Origin of the sequence: Shewanella psychrophila (genome assembly GCF_002005305.1) — a bacterium.
Classification (GTDB): Bacteria; Pseudomonadota; Gammaproteobacteria; order Enterobacterales; family Shewanellaceae; genus Shewanella; species Shewanella psychrophila.
In genome coordinates this window covers 5529103-5546560 of record NZ_CP014782.1, presented here as the reverse complement: position 1 = coordinate 5546560, position 17458 = coordinate 5529103, and the positions used below count along the sequence as shown (strand labels likewise).

Here is a 17458-nt window from a genome sequence, read left to right as displayed (position 1 = left end):
AACTACTGCCATGCATCTTTTTATTACTGTCACTCGCCTTGTGATTAATTACTGCCATGCATCTTTTTATTACTGTCATTCGTCTTGTTATTAACGACTGTCATTTGCCTTGTGATTAATTACTGCCATGCATCTTTTTATTACTGTCATTCGTCTTGTTATTAACGACTGTCATTTGCCTTGTGATTAATTATTGTCATGCATCTGTCATATTGGTGTCATATAATTCTCGGTAATTATTATTTCTTTATGCAGTCAATGACTCTATGTGGCAGATCTTTGTTCGTTTTCTCTCTTTGGGGCTAGTGAGTTTTGGTGGTCCTGCAGCACATATTGGTTATTTCAGGCAGACTTTTGTCAGCGATTTGAAATGGCTAGACGATAAACATTACGCGAGTCTGGTTGCATTGAGCCAGTTTATGCCTGGACCAGGTTCGAGTCAGGTTGGGTTTGCCATAGGCTATCACAGAGGTGGTCTACTCGGAGGCTTAGCCGCTTTTGTGGGCTTCACTCTCCCTTCATTTTGTTTACTCTTCTTGCTGGCAGTGACCAGCGCTCAGTGGCTGGACAATAGCTTGTTTTTGGGAGCCATATATGGTCTGAAGTTACTCGCCGTGGTGGTGGTTGCCGATGCCGTTTGGATCATGTTCAATCAGTTTTGTCGCAAACAAGTAGCCAAAATTCTGATGTTAATCTCTTGTGTCCTGTTGATTTTACATGGGTCACTGATGAGCCAGATGCTGATCTTATTGGTAGCAGCCTTAGTAGGTGTTAAATATCTTTCTCCCGATGATGTTAATGATGAGCTTCCTCTTGCAACAACTAGACCTATCACTTTGGGATATGGCTGGTTAGCAGCCTTTGCCATCTTGTTTATTACTTCCCTAGGCTTAATCAAGATGGATGCTGAGTTGGGGCAAGTATTTGGTCAGTTTTTTCAGGCAGGTAGTCTGGTGTTTGGTGGCGGTCATGTGGTGTTACCGTTATTGGAGACCATAGTTGGCGAGGCCATGACCAGTGACAGGTTCATTACTGGGTACGCCTTAGCCCAAGCAGTCCCTGGTCCCATGTTCGCCCTGGCTGCCTTCTTAGGTGCCGAGCTTTGGAGTCAATCGCCTTTCGTCGGTGCTTTAGTGGCAACCCTTGCCATCTTTCTGCCAGGCTTCCTATTAATGTTGGTGGCGTTAAAGAGTTGGGCCGCTCTGAGTGCTCGTCCTAAGGTAGTCGGAGGCCTAGCTGGTATCAATGCCTGTGTGGTTGGTTTCTTGGTTTCAGCGCTCTATATGCCAGTATTTACCAGTGCGGTAAAAGTACCTCTGGACATGGCATTGGTGCTATTAGGTTTTGGTTGTTTGAAGCTGTTTAAGCCAAATATTTTATTCTTGGTACTGAGCTTCGCATCGGCAGGGGTATTGGTTAAATTACTCGTTATCTAGCTAGAATAGGATTAGCTAAATATAAAGAGGGAAAAGTCATTCCCCCTTTATATTTTGCATCATTTGTTGATTATCTTTTCCTAGATTCCTAGATTCCTAGATTCCTAGATTCCTCGCTTATCTCGTCATCTTCTTCACAAAAACCACCACGAACAGGGCTATGGTGAAACTTCCCGTGAAGGCTTCTATTGCCGCAATGGCCTTAGAGAAACCAATAGGGGTAAAGTCGCCATAACCTAAGGTGGTGAAGGTAACAACTGAGTAGTAGATGCAGTTAAAAAATAGAAACAGATTGGTGATGAAGTCGTTGTCGGTGTTGAATACGTGTACATTACTGTCGTAACTCAGGCCGGTGAAAAGGTAAAGAATGGCGCAGACTAAAATAAGCCCCATAGAGAAGCCGATAACGCGCATCGGTGCTTCACCGTAGCCACAAAAAATGTCGATGGTCTTAGAGACGAAGCGCTTGAAGCTGTATTTGGGCATCTGATGACGGCGCATGGTGAGCTCTTTACGGATATACTCACCTGACATGGCAAATAAACCTTCCCGTTCGGCGGCTTTCCGCAGGTCTCGGTAAATCTCTTCGGCTTGCTCGAAATAATCTCTGGCAATCTCTTTTTCACCAACTTTATCCGCCTCTAATGCGAGCTTTTCTTGCTTTATTTTCTTGCCTATTGAGATGTTCTCTATCTTGGCACCATTCCACTTGATGCCAAGTAGATTTGTGCCGACTAAGTTTGCGCAGTGGACGTTGGATTCCCTCAAATCAGCCTTCATTAGACTGGCATTATGCAGATTTAGATTGAACAGGTGAGCCTCTTGTAGGTCGGCACGGTAAAGTTCGGCATTGGTCATATCAAAGCCGGTCTTTTGGTGGTGACGAACCAGATCGATTCCATGGAGCTTGGCACGCTTGAGGCATATCCCTCTAAGCATGCCGCCATTGCGGGCAAATTGCTCTAAATTGGCTATGTCTTCCGGTTTATCTTTGATGATTTTTGGGTCATGCCAGTAACACAATCCTGAAGACTGGGCAGGTTCTGAGCAGGAGTAACCTTCATCTTCGTGGTAGCAACATGTTGGGGTTTTATCTGTCATGATGAAAGTATAGACAGGAGATTTCTGCTTTGTATGAACCTGGGGTATTAAATATTTGATACGGCATGAGTTTAGGTGAAGTTTTTCATTGTGGCTTAAATTCTAGTCTCTTAATTACTGAGTGCTATCGGCTCAGTGAACAGGCGACGGTGCCACCGACTTTCAAGTTTAATCAAATAAAGCTCGAAATAAGCGCAATTGATCTCTGTGAGCCTCTAGTCGTATTCTCTCGATTAAGTTAAAATAGCGGGTTTGCAGTTGCTGCCTAATCTATTTTGAGTAGAAGAGATATGTTTGAAGTAAATCCGGTAAAATTTAAAATCAAAGATCTTGCAGAACGTACCCTTAGCCTTCGGGGGTTTCTTTGACTACGATGCTAAGAAAGAGCGTCTGGAAGAAGTTAGCCTAGAACTCGAGAGTAACGATGTATGGAATGATCCGGATAATGCCCAAGCCTTAGGTAAAGAGCGTGCAGCATTAGAATTAGTCGTTAAGACCATAGATGATATGGATACTGGCCTCGAAGATGTCGTGGGCTTAGTTGAACTGGCTGTCGAAGAAGCTGATGAAGAGACCTTTAATGATGCAAGCTCAGAGCTTGATGCGTTAGAGAAACGTCTCGAAGATCTTGAGTTTCGCCGCATGTTCTCCGGTCCCCATGATATTGCCAATAGTTATCTGGATATTCAGTCAGGATCTGGTGGAACAGAGGCTCAGGATTGGGCCAACATGGTGCTGCGTATGTACCTGCGATGGGGCGAGGCACACGATTATAAGCCTGAACTCATCGAAGTGACTGCGGGTGATGTTGCCGGAATCAAGGGCGCCACCATTAAGTTCAACGGTGAGTATGCATTTGGCTCCATGAGAACCGAAACCGGTGTTCATCGTCTGGTACGTAAATCACCTTTCGATTCATCGGGTAAGCGCCATACCTCTTTTTGTTCGGTATTTGTCTATCCTGAAATAGATGACTCCATTGAGATCGATATCAATCCATCGGATCTGCGAATCGATACTTATCGCGCCTCTGGTGCCGGTGGACAGCATATCAACAAGACTGAATCAGCAATCCGTATTACGCATCTGCCGAGCAATACAGTGGTGCAGTGTCAGAATGACAGGTCTCAGCATAAGAACCGAGATGCTGCCATGAAGCAGCTGAAGGCTAAGCTGTTTGAACTCGAGATGCTAAAACAAAACCAAGAGAAGCAGGCGGCTGAAGATGCCAAGTCAGATATTGGTTGGGGCAGCCAGATCCGCTCATATGTACTCGATGATGCACGTATTAAAGATCTACGTACTGGAGTTGAGAGTCGAAATACCCAGAGCGTCTTAGATGGCGGTCTCGACATGTTTATCGAAGCCAGCCTTAAATCTGGTTTGTAATACTTACGAATTTTTACCCGCTTTATGTGTAACGGCTCTGGTTACCAGAGCTGATTGAACTAATTTATTTTAACGTGTGATCTGTAACATTTACGAGAGAAGAAGATGACTGAACAAGTACAAGACGAAAACAAGTTAATTGCAGAGCGTCGTGCCAAGCTTGAGCACATACGCGCTAACTGCCCTGCAAATGGTCACCCAAACAACTTCGATCGTAAACATAAAGCGGCAGACATTCAGGCTGAATATGGTCAATATACCAAGGAAGACTTGGAAGGCATGGATATCCAGCGTTCTATTGCTGGTCGTGTGATGGCGAAACGTGGTCCATTCTTAGTTATTCAAGACGTCAGCGGTCGTATTCAAGCTTATGCAGGTAAAGACGTTCAAAAAGATCTAAAGGCGACATTCCAAGGTCTAGATATCGGTGACATTATTGGTGTGACGGGTAAGCTACATCTTTCAGGAAAAGGCGACCTTTATGTGAATATGGAAGAGTATCAGTTGCTGACTAAAGCGCTGCGCCCACTGCCTGAGAAGTTTCACGGTCTTACAGACCAAGAGATGCGTTACCGCCAGCGTTATGTTGATCTCATCGTCAATGAAGAGTCTCGCGAAGCGTTTATCATGCGCTCTAAGGTGGTTTCTGCGATTCGTAACTTCATGATCAAGAAAGAGTTCATGGAAGTTGAAACCCCTATGATGCACACCATCCCAGGTGGTGCGACTGCACGTCCGTTTATCACTCACCACAACGCACTGGATATCGAGATGTATCTGCGTGTGGCACCTGAGCTTTATCTTAAGCGTTTGGTTGTCGGTGGCTTCGAGCGCGTGTTCGAGATCAACCGTAACTTCCGTAACGAAGGTCTATCTCCTCGTCATAACCCTGAATTCACTATGATGGAATTCTATATGGCCTATGCAGATTATAAAGATCTGATGGACTTGACCGAAGAGATGCTCAGCTCTATCGCCACCGAGCTTTGTGGCTCTCCACAGCTTCCATACGGCGAGCACACCGTTGATTTTGGTGGTCCTTACGCGCGTCTAAGCATGTTAGATGCCATTAAGAAATACAGCCCTGACAATGAGACTATTCAGTCTATGACCTATGAAGAGGTTAAAGACGTCGAGTTTATGCGTAACCTGGCTAAGAGCATTGGCATGACAATCGAGAAGTTCTGGACCTGTGGTCAGCTACTCGAAGAGATCTTCGGTGAAACTGCCGAACCTCAGTTGATGCAGCCTACCTTTATCACAGGTTATCCTGCAGATATCTCGCCACTGGCACGTCGTAACGATGAAAACCATTTCATCACCGACCGCTTCGAATTCTTCATTGGCGGCCGTGAAGTTGCTAACGGTTTCTCTGAGCTTAACGATGCTGAAGATCAAGATCAGCGTTTCAAGGCTCAAGTTGCTGCGAAAGATGCCGGTGATGATGAAGCCATGTTCTATGATGCCGATTATATCCGGGCTCTCGAGCACGGTTTACCACCTACAGCCGGTCAAGGTATCGGAATCGATCGTTTGGTGATGTTGTTTACCAACACGCACACGATCCGTGACGTAATCTTGTTTCCTGCGATGCGTCCTCAGAGCTAACTTTTTACGAACTGAAACGCCTTAATGAAAGCCGCAGAGTTAAATACTCAGCGGCTTTTTTATGATCTAAGCTAAGTAAATTCCAACACCCATCTCATATCAATCCGTGAAGTAACCTTGTTCCCTGGGATGCGTCCTCAGGGCTAACTTTTTACGAACTGAAACGCCTTAATGAAAGCCGCAGAGTTAAATACTCAGAGGTTTTTTATGATCTAAGCTAAGTAAATTCCAACACCCATCTCATATTAATCCATGACGTAATCTTGTTCACTGCGATGCATCATTAGAGCTAACTTTTTACGAACTGAATATTCAAATACCCATTAACCTTGTGTTTGTATCGACTCTGATAATGACCCAAAGTGTGCCTGTTGGTTCTAGCTTTATTTTGGCTTGTGCACTATTTTCTATGTCATTTTAATTATTGATTGAAGTTTTACTCTGATTTTTATAGCTTAAACGGTGGATTAGAGCATGTTGAATGAAGATAACCTTGTTTGATGTATAGGTGGAGTAAGCTAATGTTTGAGTTTATGGCACTATGATAGATATTCCTATTTCACAGAAGTACTGGCAAAACTGGCAAAATTGTGTCGATTTACTTTCAAGCTTTACTCAATGTGATGTGGTACTAAGGCTTGTAAACGCTTCGGAGCAATATAATCCCAAATTAAGTTCTGCTGCCTTCGGAAACTATCAGGTTTTAGTGGCAAGGGATATTTCTGATTTAGCCAACAACTCCTATATTATAAAATGGCCATCGAGGGCCATTTTTGGTTGTTTATCTTTATGTGTACCTTCTGAAAAAATTCAGGGCACTCTCCTCAACGATTCTGAAATTACAGCCTTAGAATCGAGCAAACTTCAGTCTTTAATTGCCTTGTGTATTAACAATATCGAATTAGAACTAATCGAGATTTATCGTGAGTATCAACAAAAAAGCACACTCCAACGGGGGGCTATAACGTCCCTAGAAAATGTGGGCCTGCAGCTTTTTATAGACAGTTTAAAAGAGCATATTTGGGTAAAGGATATCTCTGGTCGTTACATTGTGTGTAACCAAAGTGTTGAGAGAGCATGGGGGAAAACCCGCGAAGAAATTATTAATAAAACCGATGAAGAGCTTTTTGTTCGTGATTTAGCCTATGAATTTATTCAAGCAGATTCTGATGCTGTTGATAAAGGAATACAGATCACTACAGGGGAGTGTAAGGGGCAGGCTGAAGAAGCTGATATCTATTGGTTAGAAACGTCTAAAGTACCGTTGGTGACGGAAGTGGGTGAACTTTTAGGTGTCATAGGAGTGTCCAGAAATATCTCTCAGCATAAAGCGGTGCAAGAAGAATTAGAGTTAACCGGAAGGGTATTTGAAAACGCGGTAGAAGGTGTGATGATCACCGATAGGAAAGGGAAAATTCTTGAGACTTATGGGGCTTTCTCTGAAATAACGGGTTATTCAAAAGATGAAGTCGTGGGAAAAAATCCACGAATGTTTAGTTCGGGGCGTCATAACCACGCTTTTTTTGACGAATTATGGAGTGGCTTGATTCATAAAGGCAAGTGGCAGGGTGAGATATGGAACAGGCGTAAGAATGGTGCAATATTTCCACAAATGCTAACAATCAGTTCGGTGCTTTCTGAGGATGGTGAAGTTCGTTACTTTGTTGCCGTTTTTGCAGATATTACCCTGCAAAAGAGAAGTGAAGCAGAGCTTGCACATCAGGCTTATCATGATCCTTTGACTCAATTACCCAATAGAATGGCGCTGATCTCACTGATTGAACAGGATATTCGTCACGCTGAAGTTCAACAGGGAATATTGGCGACAGTATTTATCGATGTAGATCTTTTTAAACATATAAATGATAGCTTTGGTCATTTGGCTGGGGATAAGGTTTTAGTTGAACTTGCTGGACGTTTAACCAGCCAGAAAGGAGCTCAAGACACCTTGGCTAGAATAGGTGGCGATGAATTTGTTTTACTACTACCACAGGTAGAGGGAAATGAAGAGCTGACATTAGCCTTGAGTAAACTCAGAAAGGCATTTGAGCACCCCTTCTTTACTGATGACAATCAGCCGATAAGACTGACTGCAAGCATGGGAGTCTCAGTGTATCCCCATGATGGAAAAGACAGTTATACCTTACTGAGAAATGCAGGTTCAGCAAAGCATAGGGCTAAACAGGATGGTCGCAATAGCTACGCTTTTTATACCGAATCTTTAACCAAAGAATCTATAGAGCATTTGAAGTTACAAAGCGCTCTACATAATGCGTTAGATAAGCAAAATTTTCATCTGCTTTATCAACCTAAGCTTGATTTTGTAACCATGCAAACAACGGGATTTGAGGCATTATTGCGTTGGTGTGACCCCGGGCTTGGCGATGTCTCTCCAGCTACATTTATTCCAATAGCAGAGAAAATTGGCCTAATTAATGATATCGGATTATGGGTATTGAAAGAGGCGTGCCAGCAAGGTGTTAAATGGATTTCTCAAGGTAAAAAATTTGGTCGTATTGCGGTTAATGTGGCAGGCCAACAGTTGCAGCGAATGTCTTTTGTTGATGAAGTAAAACTTGTACTCGAAGAAACAGGTTTACCAGCAAGTGCATTAGAGCTAGAAGTAACTGAGAGCTTTATGATGTCAGACCCAGAGGTTGTGATCCGTGACCTGCAACGATTAGGTGAGATGGGAATCGAACTGTCGATCGATGATTTTGGCACTGGCTATTCATCGTTAAGCTATTTGAAAAAATTGCCTATTCATAAGCTGAAATTAGATCAGTCATTCGTTAGAGATCTTCCTATGGATCATAATAATGCCGCGATAGCCAAAGCTGTGATTGCTTTAGGGCAGGCTTTGAATCTTAAAGTGATAGCCGAGGGGGTGGAGACTGAAGAGCAGGCAATATTCTTAAGGGAGAATGGATGCAATGAAGCACAAGGCTACCTTTATAGTAAGCCTATGTTGTCAGAAGCCCTAAATGGCTTTTTGGGCTAGCGATAGATAACATTGACCTAATTTTTGATTTATAGCGAGTAGTTAGATGAAAAACATATTGTGTTTCGGTGATTCAAATACTTGGGGTTATGAACCTGTTGTTAGTATGCGATATCCCTATGATGTTAGGTGGACAGGTGTGCTTCAAAAGAGGCTCGGCAGCGAGTATCGAATTATCGAAGAGGGGCTAAACGGTCGTACATCTGGATCTGATGAACCTGGGCGAGACTTTAGAAATGCTGCCCGTTACTTTCCTATGTTACTCGAGTGCCATAGACCATTGGATCTTGTTGTTATTATGCTTGGTACCAATGATCTCAAGTCTCAATTTAAGCTTACGTCATCGGCTATAGCCTCAAGTGTAAAAGGGCTCTGCGAAATGGTGCTCAATTGTGAATATATTGACAATGCCAGTACCCAGTTACTGCTCATTGCACCGCCCCATGTGGCTAATCTCCCCGTAGAGGATGTCCGGATTTTTGCCGGCGCCAGAGATAAGTCTCTGCAATTGGCTGCAGAGTATAAAAAGATCGCCGATGAGCTAGGTATCTTGTTCATGGATGCGAGTGAGATTGTAGAAACAAGCGATGCAGATGGATTGCATTGGACGGCGCAGCAGCATCAGGATTTTGCTAATGTATTAAGCGATAAGGTCTTGAACATTTTTGTCGCTTGATGTTCTTTCCTAGTATGTCTTAGTCAGTCTTGGGCACAGCTTTGTGTCCACGCCCCTGTAATTACCTCACAACTTGCCCTTGTTACCATCTGCAGATGACCCTCGACTTTGAACTCTATCGATTAAGCTATAATTACAACGACCCTGTCACTTGCATTAGGACTTGAGAGTTAAGGCATATCTTGGACGTTGAACTGGCAAAAGTCATAGAACTGCAAAATATCATGTGGATATTGATTGCCACGGGTAGTGTGTTGTTTATGCAAGCAGGGTTTTGCTTCCTAGAAGCTGGCTCGGTTAGATCTAAAAACAGCATTAATGTCGCGGTCAAAAACTTCTGTGATTTCTGTCTGACCTCTGGCGTGTTTTGGGTTGCTGGTTTTGGCATTATGTATAGCAGTGCTGGACATACCTTTAATCCTGACTATTTCCTTATAGCAATTACCGATTCGCCAAAACTACTCGCATTCTTCGTATTTCAGCTGGTGTTCTGCGGCACCGCATCGACGATCATGTCGGGTGCCGTTGCCGAGCGCACAACATTTGCCGGTTACCTGGTGATCGCCTTTTTTGTTTCAGGTGTGCTCTACCCGCTCTTTGGACGCTGGGCGTGGAATGGAAACTTTGAGGGACTCAACTTAGGTTGGCTTAATCAATTAGGCTTCGTTGACTTTGCCGGTTCAAGTGTGGTGCATTCTATCGGTGGTTGGGCCTCACTGGCAGCTGTGATGGTAATAGGTCCGCGCATCGGTAGGTTTTGCGAATCAAGCCCCTCTATTCAGGGACACAACATCCCTATGGCAACAGTGGGTACCATCATTCTTTGGTTCGGTTGGTTTGGCTTCAATGGCGGCAGCAGTCTTAAGTTTGATCACACGATTCCCATTATTATCTTAAATACCAATCTGGCCGCGAGTTTTGGCGCCATTTCGGTTCTGTTATTGACTTGGTATAAACACCAAAAACCCGATGTGCCCCATGTACTCAATGGGGCCTTAGCTGGTTTAGTGAGTATTACAGCCAGTTGTAATGCCGTTTTACCTCAGCAGGCCGTATTAATAGGATTATGTGGCGGTGCTATTTATCTTGGTAGTACTAAGGTATTGGAACACTTTAAGATAGATGACGTGGTGAAAGCGGCTCCCGTTCATGGTGTCTGCGGCGCATGGGGAACCCTATGTGTTGCGTTATTTGGCAGTGCCGAGGTACTTGGCACTGGCTTGAGTTTTACAGGCCAATTATCGATTCAGCTCCTAGGAATACTCGTCTGCTTTGTTTGGGCATTTGTCCCTACTTACCTTTTTTTAAAGTTTATCCAAAAGTTCATTCCCTTAAGAGTTAAAGCCGAGGATGAGATAAGGGGACTTAATACTTCTGAGCATAATGCTCATACAGAAGTATTAGATTTACTGCATGCAATGGAGAAGCAAAAAAACGATAGCGACTTCGGCAAGAGTGTTCATGAGGAGCCCCATACCGAAGTCGGGCAGATAGCCAGAGAATATAATCGGGTCCTCGCTGTGGCGCACAGTGAAATGGAAAATTCTAATAGGGTCAATGCTGAGCTGATGGCCTCGTTTAGAGAGTTACAGTTAGCTCAAACCCAACTTGTCGAGTCTGAGAAGATGGCGTCTCTGGGGGGGCTAGTTGCAGGGATTGCCCATGAAATCAATACTCCGCTGGGCGTGAGTGTGACTGCTACTTCCTATCTGGAACGAGAGCTTAGATTCTTAGAGTCTCAATATAAGTCGGGAGAGCTGACTAGCGAAGATGTAGAGAAATTTATTCAGGGAGCAAACGAGGGCGCAGGTATTATATTGATAAATTTAACCCGGGCTACTGAATTAATTAAAAGCTTCAAGATGGTTGCCGTGGATCAATCATCGGAGAAGTGCCGTGAGTTCGATTTGAGGGAGTATATAGACGAAGTACTCTTTAGCCTTCAACCTAAGTTTCGAACTAACCAGCACAGTATCGAGGTTTCCTGCCCTGAAGGAATCGTTATTTTCAGTCATCCCGGAGCCTTGGCGCAGATCTTAACCTGTTTCCTGATGAATAGCCTGCATCATGGATTTGAGCAAGGAGACATAGGTGAAGTTCACATAGAGGCGAGATTGATAGGGGGAGAGGTTGAGCTGATTTATCGGGATGACGGCCAAGGGATAGATTCAGACAGCTTGCAGCGAATTTTTGAACCATTTTATACCACCAAGCGAGGCAAGGGAGGCAGCGGGCTTGGATTGCATATCGTCTTTAATCTGGTGACTCAAACCTTAGGGGGCACCATCACTTGCCGTAGTGAGCCCGGTGAGGGGACTGAGTTCACTGTTAAGTTCCCGGTAACGCTTGAATCGCCCAATAACTAGCTTATTGTGGGAAGCTAGCTGCAGCTGTCATCTTGCGTATTTGACAGTTCTTGACTTCGCTGATGGTGAGGGCTCCATGTCTCGGGTCTCTAACGCTAGTTATAACACTGCAGTAATGTTGCTAAGCTCAATGACTTCACCCGGCTGCATGTTTGATAAATGTATCTTGCCAATACGTACTCGGACGAGTCTCATTGTGGGGAAGCCCACTGCAGCTGTCATCTTGCGTATTTGGCGGTTTTTGCCTTCGCTGATGGTGATAGATATCCAACTCATGGGGCCGTGTCTTGGGTCTCGTGCTTTTTTGCCGTTTCCAGGAAGCTCTGGTTCTCCCTCGAGTTTATTAACTTTGCAGGGCAAGGTGAGGTATTTCTCTCCCTTGATACCTATCTCGACGCCTTGTTGAAGTCGAGTAACCGCTTCATCATCAATATTGCCATCGACTTGAACATAGTATTCTTTTTCGATTTTTTTACTTCGTACCTGATGGCTAACCATGCCGTCGGTTGTCAGTAATAACAGGCCTTCAGAGTCGTGATCTAAGCGGCCAATGGCCATAGTCCCTAAGGGGAAGTCGGCGAGTTCGCCTAGGAGTTTCTTACTTTTTCTGGTTTCAGGAACAAACTGACTGAGAAAACCGTGGGGTTTAAATATCTTATAGTGATGATGACTCTCTTCAGTTAAAGAGGAGACTGGGGGTTGAGCTAGGGTTACTTTATCAGGCATAGAGTCATCATTTCGTCAAAAAGGCAGGATATTATAGCGCGTAACCCAGTGCAAAGAAGCACTCAGGTGTGAGTATCAATATTTGCTGTTCAATCTTGTCTCACAATAATAAATGACAGCGCTGTCATTTGGCGTTATAGTAATGTTACAAAATGCCAAGATATGTTTATGCTGAGCGGCCTCACAAGTTGGAAGGGTCGTTAGAACAAGCCTACAGCTATACCCTATGTGAGTTTGAACTGGCTTGAAATTGATTATTTAACCTTATTGAGCCGAGCTCTAAGTCAAAGTGAGTCTATATAATGCAAATTGTCATCTTAAAAAATAGTGCTGAAGTTGCCGAATATGGTGCGAATATCTTTATCAAGCAATTGCAAAACAAAGCGGACTCAGTGTTAGGCCTTGCAACGGGGTCGACGCCCCTTTCTTTGTATAAAGGTTTGATTACAGCGACTAAACAAGAGCAAATTTCATTTCAGAATGTGACAACATTTAATCTGGATGAATACCTTGGCTTAGAAGGCACGCATCCTCAGAGTTATCGATATTTTATGAACGAGCAGTTGTTCGATCATGTGGATATCAACAAAGCCAATACCCATGTACCACCGGGAGATGCCGAAAACCCAATTCAAGCTTGTGTTGGTTACGAAGAGCAGATTGAAGCGGCGGGTGGTATCGATATTCAGCTTTTAGGCATTGGACGTAATGGCCATATTGGTTTTAATGAGCCTTCTTCTGGCTTGATGTCACGCACACGGGTCAAGACCTTAACCAAGGCGACTATCGATGATAACGCTCGATTCTTTGGTGAGGATGAATATCAGCCACATCTTTCGATCACTATGGGCATAGGTACCATTCTAGATGCTAAGAAAGTGGTTTTACTGGCAACGGGTGAAAATAAGGCCGATGCCATTTTAGCAACAGTGGAAGGTGCACTCACTGCATCATGCCCAGCTTCAGCATTACAGTTACACAAGAATGCCGTTCTTGTGATTGATGAGGCTGCAGCTTCTAAGTTGTCGGATCGTGATTTCTATAAGCATATCGAAGCGGAAAATCAGAAGCTGCTAGAGCGATTAGCTAAGTAATCCCATCCATTTTCCAGCTTTACTTTACTATTCACAATCGTTTTGAAGTCTCTTGAACGGGCTTCAAAACTCACATCAAACTCGCCTCTCACCTTTGTGGTTACTCCCTCTTTATAATGATGTTTAGTGATGAGTCATTTATTAATCTTTATCGGCTATTACTCATCCATGCCGTTAGAGGGCATATATCTCTAATTGATAAGCCTGTACCCCTTTTGTAAATCTTGTTGAGAATGATTGTTTTTTTCATTAAGATCTTGTCGCATTTTTTTAGTTATTTTTTAATAATTTACGGGGTTGAAAATGGGCCAGACTTTCAAATTGAAATATCCAGTTTTATTGATGGCGACTAGCTTCGCACTATCGGCTAGCGCTTTAGTATCGGCTGCAGAGGCTGAAACTGTGCAAGAGCAAGCCGAAGAGCCTGAAATGGAAGTGATCACCATTAGCTCCAGAGGCTTGATCTCTTATGTGAGTGCTTCGGCATCAAAAACGAATATGCCAATTATTGAAACGCCTTCTTCGATCTCTGTGTTAACCGAAAAGCGTATTACCGATCTTGGTGCTGAAAGTTTGCAGGACGCTATTGGCTATGTGGCTGGCGTATATAACGGTCCCTACGGTGTCGATACTCGTGGCGATTGGGCGCAAATTCGTGGTGTGTCACCGCTGCAGTATCAAGATGGCTTGCAGATGATGTTTGGCAACTATAATAACGTGCGCACTAACCCTTATATGCTGCAACAGATTGAGATTTTAAAAGGGCCTTCTTCGGTGCTCTATGGCCAAGGCTCAACGGGCGGCATCATAAATATGGTGACCAAACGTCCCGAAGCGGAGCAAAAAGGCGAGATCTGGGCGCAAGTTGGTAACTATGATCGTAAGCAACTCGCTGCAGATGTGACCGGTTCGCTGAATGAAGATGAATCTGTGCTCTACCGCCTCACTGGTCTTTATCGCGACAGTGAGACTCAAACTGATTATGTCGACGATAATAGCTACTTCATTGCTCCAGCAATTACCTGGTACGCAACAGATACCACCAAGCTGACTTTACTGGCTAACTTACAAAAAAATGAATCGGGATCGAGCACTCAGTTCTTCCCCCATGAAGGTACATTATTACCCGCACCTAATGGTCAGATCCCTAGTAATCGCTTTATCAGTGAGCCTGGCTGGGATCAATATGATACAGAGCAAAAGTCTGTGACTTTCTTGCTTGAGCAGGAGCTTAATGACTATATGTCATTGTATTGGAATAGCCGCTATGTGGATAGTAAGTCGACCTATCGCACCATGTATGCCTGGCCGCCAAAGTTTCAGGAAGATGGTCGCTCAATTCTCCGTAATATCAGTATGAGTGACTCAACAGCTGAGGCACTGACATCAGATTTACGTCTGCAAGCTGAGTTTGATACCGGAGCCGTGGAGCATAACCTCACATTTGGTATCGATTATCAGGATGTTGATACAGATACCGACCGCCTTTATATATCTGGCGCTGGTGGTCTGCTGGATCTCTACAACCCGCAATATGGTATGAATACTGAGCCATTACCGACGGGGACTGATATTCCTGATACGCCGGGTGAGAACAATAATCAGCTGGGTATTTATCTGCAAGACTCGATTAAATTTGGCAAGTTTGTTGTCAGTGGTGCACTTAGACATGATTGGGTTGAATCAGAAACGGTTAAGAATGGAAAACAAGATCAGAGTGCAACAACAGGCCGTTTAGGTCTGTTGTATAGCTTCGATTCAGGCATTGCTCCCTATGTCAGCTACGCCCAGTCTTTTCAGCCTATCTATGGTTCGAACCAGGCTGGAACACCATTTAAGCCCCAAGAAGGTGAGCAATACGAGTTAGGTGTTAAGTATCAACCTGTCGGTAGCGAGCACCTGTTTACCGCGGCCATTTTTGATATCAGTGATAAAAATCGCAAGCAAGCAGCAGGACCTGATTTAACCCTTCAGCTAGGTGAAGTTCAGATCCAGGGGCTTGAGCTAGAAGCTCAACTTGAGTGGGAAGAGATAGATGTTTACGCAAGCTATGCTTATACGGACTCAGAGAAGCACACCAATAAAGTGGGCGAAGTTGATGCTAAGCTGGCTGCGATGCCGGATCATATGCTGTCGACCTGGGTGACTTATCGCCCGCAGTCTTTTTGGCACGGATTCAAGGCGGGCGTTGGTTTCCGTTATATAGGAGAAACTTCTGATGGTAGCGTCGATGTATTTACGCCTGATGGAACCCAAGTGCACAGGGCATTGAATACTGAGAAATATCATCTGTTCGACATGATGATAGGCTATGAGTTTAGCCAATTTGACCTAAGCCTAAACGTTGATAATTTAGCTGATGAGACTGTGATCACCAGCTGCCTGGCTCGCGGTGACTGCTTCTACGGTCAGCGCAGAACCATCACGGCAAACTTGAAATATAAGTTTTAAACTCTCCATAGCTTAAACGTGTCTATGCCAAGCGGAGTCTAAATGTGATTTAGGCTCCGCTTTTGTTTTCATAGTAAGGTGCTGTACACATCCTGTTAGTTTTCTCTATTCCTTTCCTACAAACCTTGCTTAAGTTTTAATCTAATGTGTATGCTTGGTAAATAGCTTGTTGCTTAAGCAAGCAGTTAGATATAGCAAAGGAACGCCCATGTTGAAAAAATTCTCGATTGTCGTTGCGGTCATCATTGCCATTCCATTTATAGCTGCTCTTTTTATCAAACAAGAATATTCGGTCATCACTTCTATGGAGATAAACAGACCTGTGAATGAGGTGTTTGAATATGTGAAGCACCTTAAAAATCAGGATAATTTCAGTGTTTGGGCTCAAATGGACCCGACAATGGAGAAAACCTATAAAGGTGTCGATGGGACCGTCGGCTTTGTTTCTGCATGGAAAAGTAATAATGAGCAAGTGGGCGTCGGTGAGCAGGAGATCATCAAGATAGATGAAGGCAAGCGAGTCGATTTTGAGCTGAGGTTTATCTCACCATTCGAAGCGACAGAACCTGCTTACATGACCACAGAAGCGATGGGCAGTGATAGTACTAAGGTGAGTTGGGGATTTCGTGGGCATTTGAAATACCCAATGAATCTGATGTTTCTATTTATCGATTTTGAAACCCTGATCGAGAACGACCTAAGCCAGGGATTAGACAAGCTTAAATTATTACTCGAATCAGATAAGAGCATAAATACAGACATTATTGAGCCAATTGACCATTAGACAAAAATAAAAACAAGGAGTTTATTGAAGCTATGAAACAGACTGAATCCCATTTTCCCCTGACAGATTTCATTGAGTACAGTGAAGAAGATATGTTGGCGCGAGCGCAGAATTATTATCAAGAGCTTAAGAGACGGCACAGTATTCGCCAATTTTCAGACCGAGCCGTTCCTCAGGCTGTTATCGAGCAGTGTATTAAAGCTGCAGCAACGGCTCCCAGTGGCGCAAACCATCAGCCTTGGCATTTCGTGGCTATTAGCGATCCTGAAGTGAAGGCGCAGATCCGCCACGAAGCCGAGGCTCTAGAACGTTCATTCTACGAGGGACGAGCGGGTGAGGAGTGGCTCGATGCACTAAAGCCTTTGGGAACCGATGCCAACAAGTCTTATCTTGAGCGTGCTCCCTGGCTTATTGCGGTATTCTCGAAGAAACGTGGTGGCATAGAGAATGATGGCAGTAAGGTAAACTATTATGTTCATGAATCGGTTGGCATAGCCACTGGATTTTTATTACAAGCGTTACATCATGCAGGTCTGGGCACACTGACACATACCCCAAAACCCATGTCTTTCTTGAGTAAGGTGTGCGGCCGAGATAACGATGTGGACCGTCCCTACATGCTTATTGTTGTTGGCTACCCGGATCAAGATGCGACGATTCCTGAGCATGCAACCAATAAGAAGGCTTTAGCTGAGGTAGCCACGTTTAACTAATCTCGCTTCTGGATCTAGCATAGAGCAGGGTTCGATAGAGGGCACTTCAGTTGTCCTCTAGGCTTTTGCTACTAGCTCACTTCTTTTTATCTACAATTCTGGCGATGCATTAA

General features: G+C 44.1%; 12 protein-coding genes. 10 read left to right on the top strand and 2 right to left on the bottom strand.

Going from position 1 to position 17458, the window contains the following annotated elements; genetic code table 11:
- The first annotated feature begins 266 nt into the window (after positions 1-266).
- A complete protein-coding gene (chrA, locus tag sps_RS24170) occupies positions 267-1436 on the top strand; it encodes a chromate efflux transporter (protein WP_077754848.1) in 1170 nt (389 codons plus the stop codon).
- Positions 1437-1553: 117 nt separating this feature from the next.
- Here chrA and sps_RS24165 read toward each other — a convergent pair whose 3' ends face one another.
- A complete protein-coding gene (locus sps_RS24165; protein WP_077754847.1) occupies positions 1554-2537 on the bottom strand; it encodes an ion channel in 984 nt (327 codons plus the stop codon).
- Positions 2538-2827: 290 nt separating this feature from the next.
- Here sps_RS24165 and prfB point away from each other — a divergent pair.
- From prfB to amt, 5 genes are all read left to right on the top strand, one after another.
- Positions 2828-3926 (top strand): peptide chain release factor 2 gene (gene prfB, locus sps_RS24160; RefSeq protein ID WP_169915918.1). Its coding sequence is split into 2 segments (ribosomal slippage): positions 2828-2902 and positions 2904-3926, totalling 1098 coding nucleotides; the frame shifts between segments, so codons are not numbered across the junction.
- A gap of 105 nt (positions 3927-4031) precedes the next feature.
- The gene (gene lysS / locus sps_RS24155) at positions 4032-5534 is read left to right on the top strand and encodes a lysine--tRNA ligase (protein ID WP_077754846.1); all 1503 of its coding nucleotides are present in this window, start codon (positions 4032-4034) and stop codon (positions 5532-5534) included.
- 541 nt (positions 5535-6075) lie between these two features.
- The gene (locus sps_RS24150) at positions 6076-8535 is read left to right on the top strand and encodes a bifunctional diguanylate cyclase/phosphodiesterase (RefSeq protein ID WP_077754845.1); all 2460 of its coding nucleotides are present in this window, start codon (positions 6076-6078) and stop codon (positions 8533-8535) included.
- 46 nt (positions 8536-8581) lie between these two features.
- On the top strand, positions 8582-9211 hold the full coding sequence (locus tag sps_RS24145) for an SGNH/GDSL hydrolase family protein (RefSeq protein WP_077754844.1): 630 nt from the start codon (positions 8582-8584) through the stop codon (positions 9209-9211).
- A 182-nt stretch (positions 9212-9393) separates the two neighbouring features.
- Positions 9394-11577, top strand: coding sequence for an ammonium transporter (amt, locus tag sps_RS24140; RefSeq protein WP_077754843.1), 2184 nt, complete (start codon positions 9394-9396; stop codon positions 11575-11577).
- Positions 11578-11676: 99 nt separating this feature from the next.
- Here the strand turns inward: amt and sps_RS24135 are convergent, their stop codons facing one another.
- Positions 11677-12303: a pseudouridine synthase gene (locus tag sps_RS24135; protein WP_077754842.1), complete on the bottom strand. Its 627-nt coding sequence runs from the start codon at positions 12301-12303 to the stop codon at positions 11677-11679.
- A gap of 302 nt (positions 12304-12605) precedes the next feature.
- Between sps_RS24135 and nagB the strand changes: the two genes are divergently transcribed.
- The 4 genes from nagB to sps_RS24115 all read left to right on the top strand — a co-directional run bounded on the left by nagB (position 12606) and on the right by sps_RS24115 (position 17345).
- A complete protein-coding gene (gene nagB / locus sps_RS24130) occupies positions 12606-13397 on the top strand; it encodes a glucosamine-6-phosphate deaminase (RefSeq protein WP_077754841.1) in 792 nt (263 codons plus the stop codon).
- A gap of 303 nt (positions 13398-13700) precedes the next feature.
- Positions 13701-15848: a TonB-dependent siderophore receptor gene (locus sps_RS24125; protein ID WP_077754840.1), complete on the top strand. Its 2148-nt coding sequence runs from the start codon at positions 13701-13703 to the stop codon at positions 15846-15848.
- Positions 15849-16056: 208 nt separating this feature from the next.
- Entirely contained in the window at positions 16057-16632 is a 576-nt protein-coding gene (locus tag sps_RS24120; protein ID WP_077754839.1) for an SRPBCC family protein, read from the top strand.
- Between the two features lie 32 nt (positions 16633-16664).
- A complete protein-coding gene (locus sps_RS24115; RefSeq protein ID WP_077754838.1) occupies positions 16665-17345 on the top strand; it encodes a nitroreductase family protein in 681 nt (226 codons plus the stop codon).
- Positions 17346-17458: the final 113 nt, after the last annotated feature.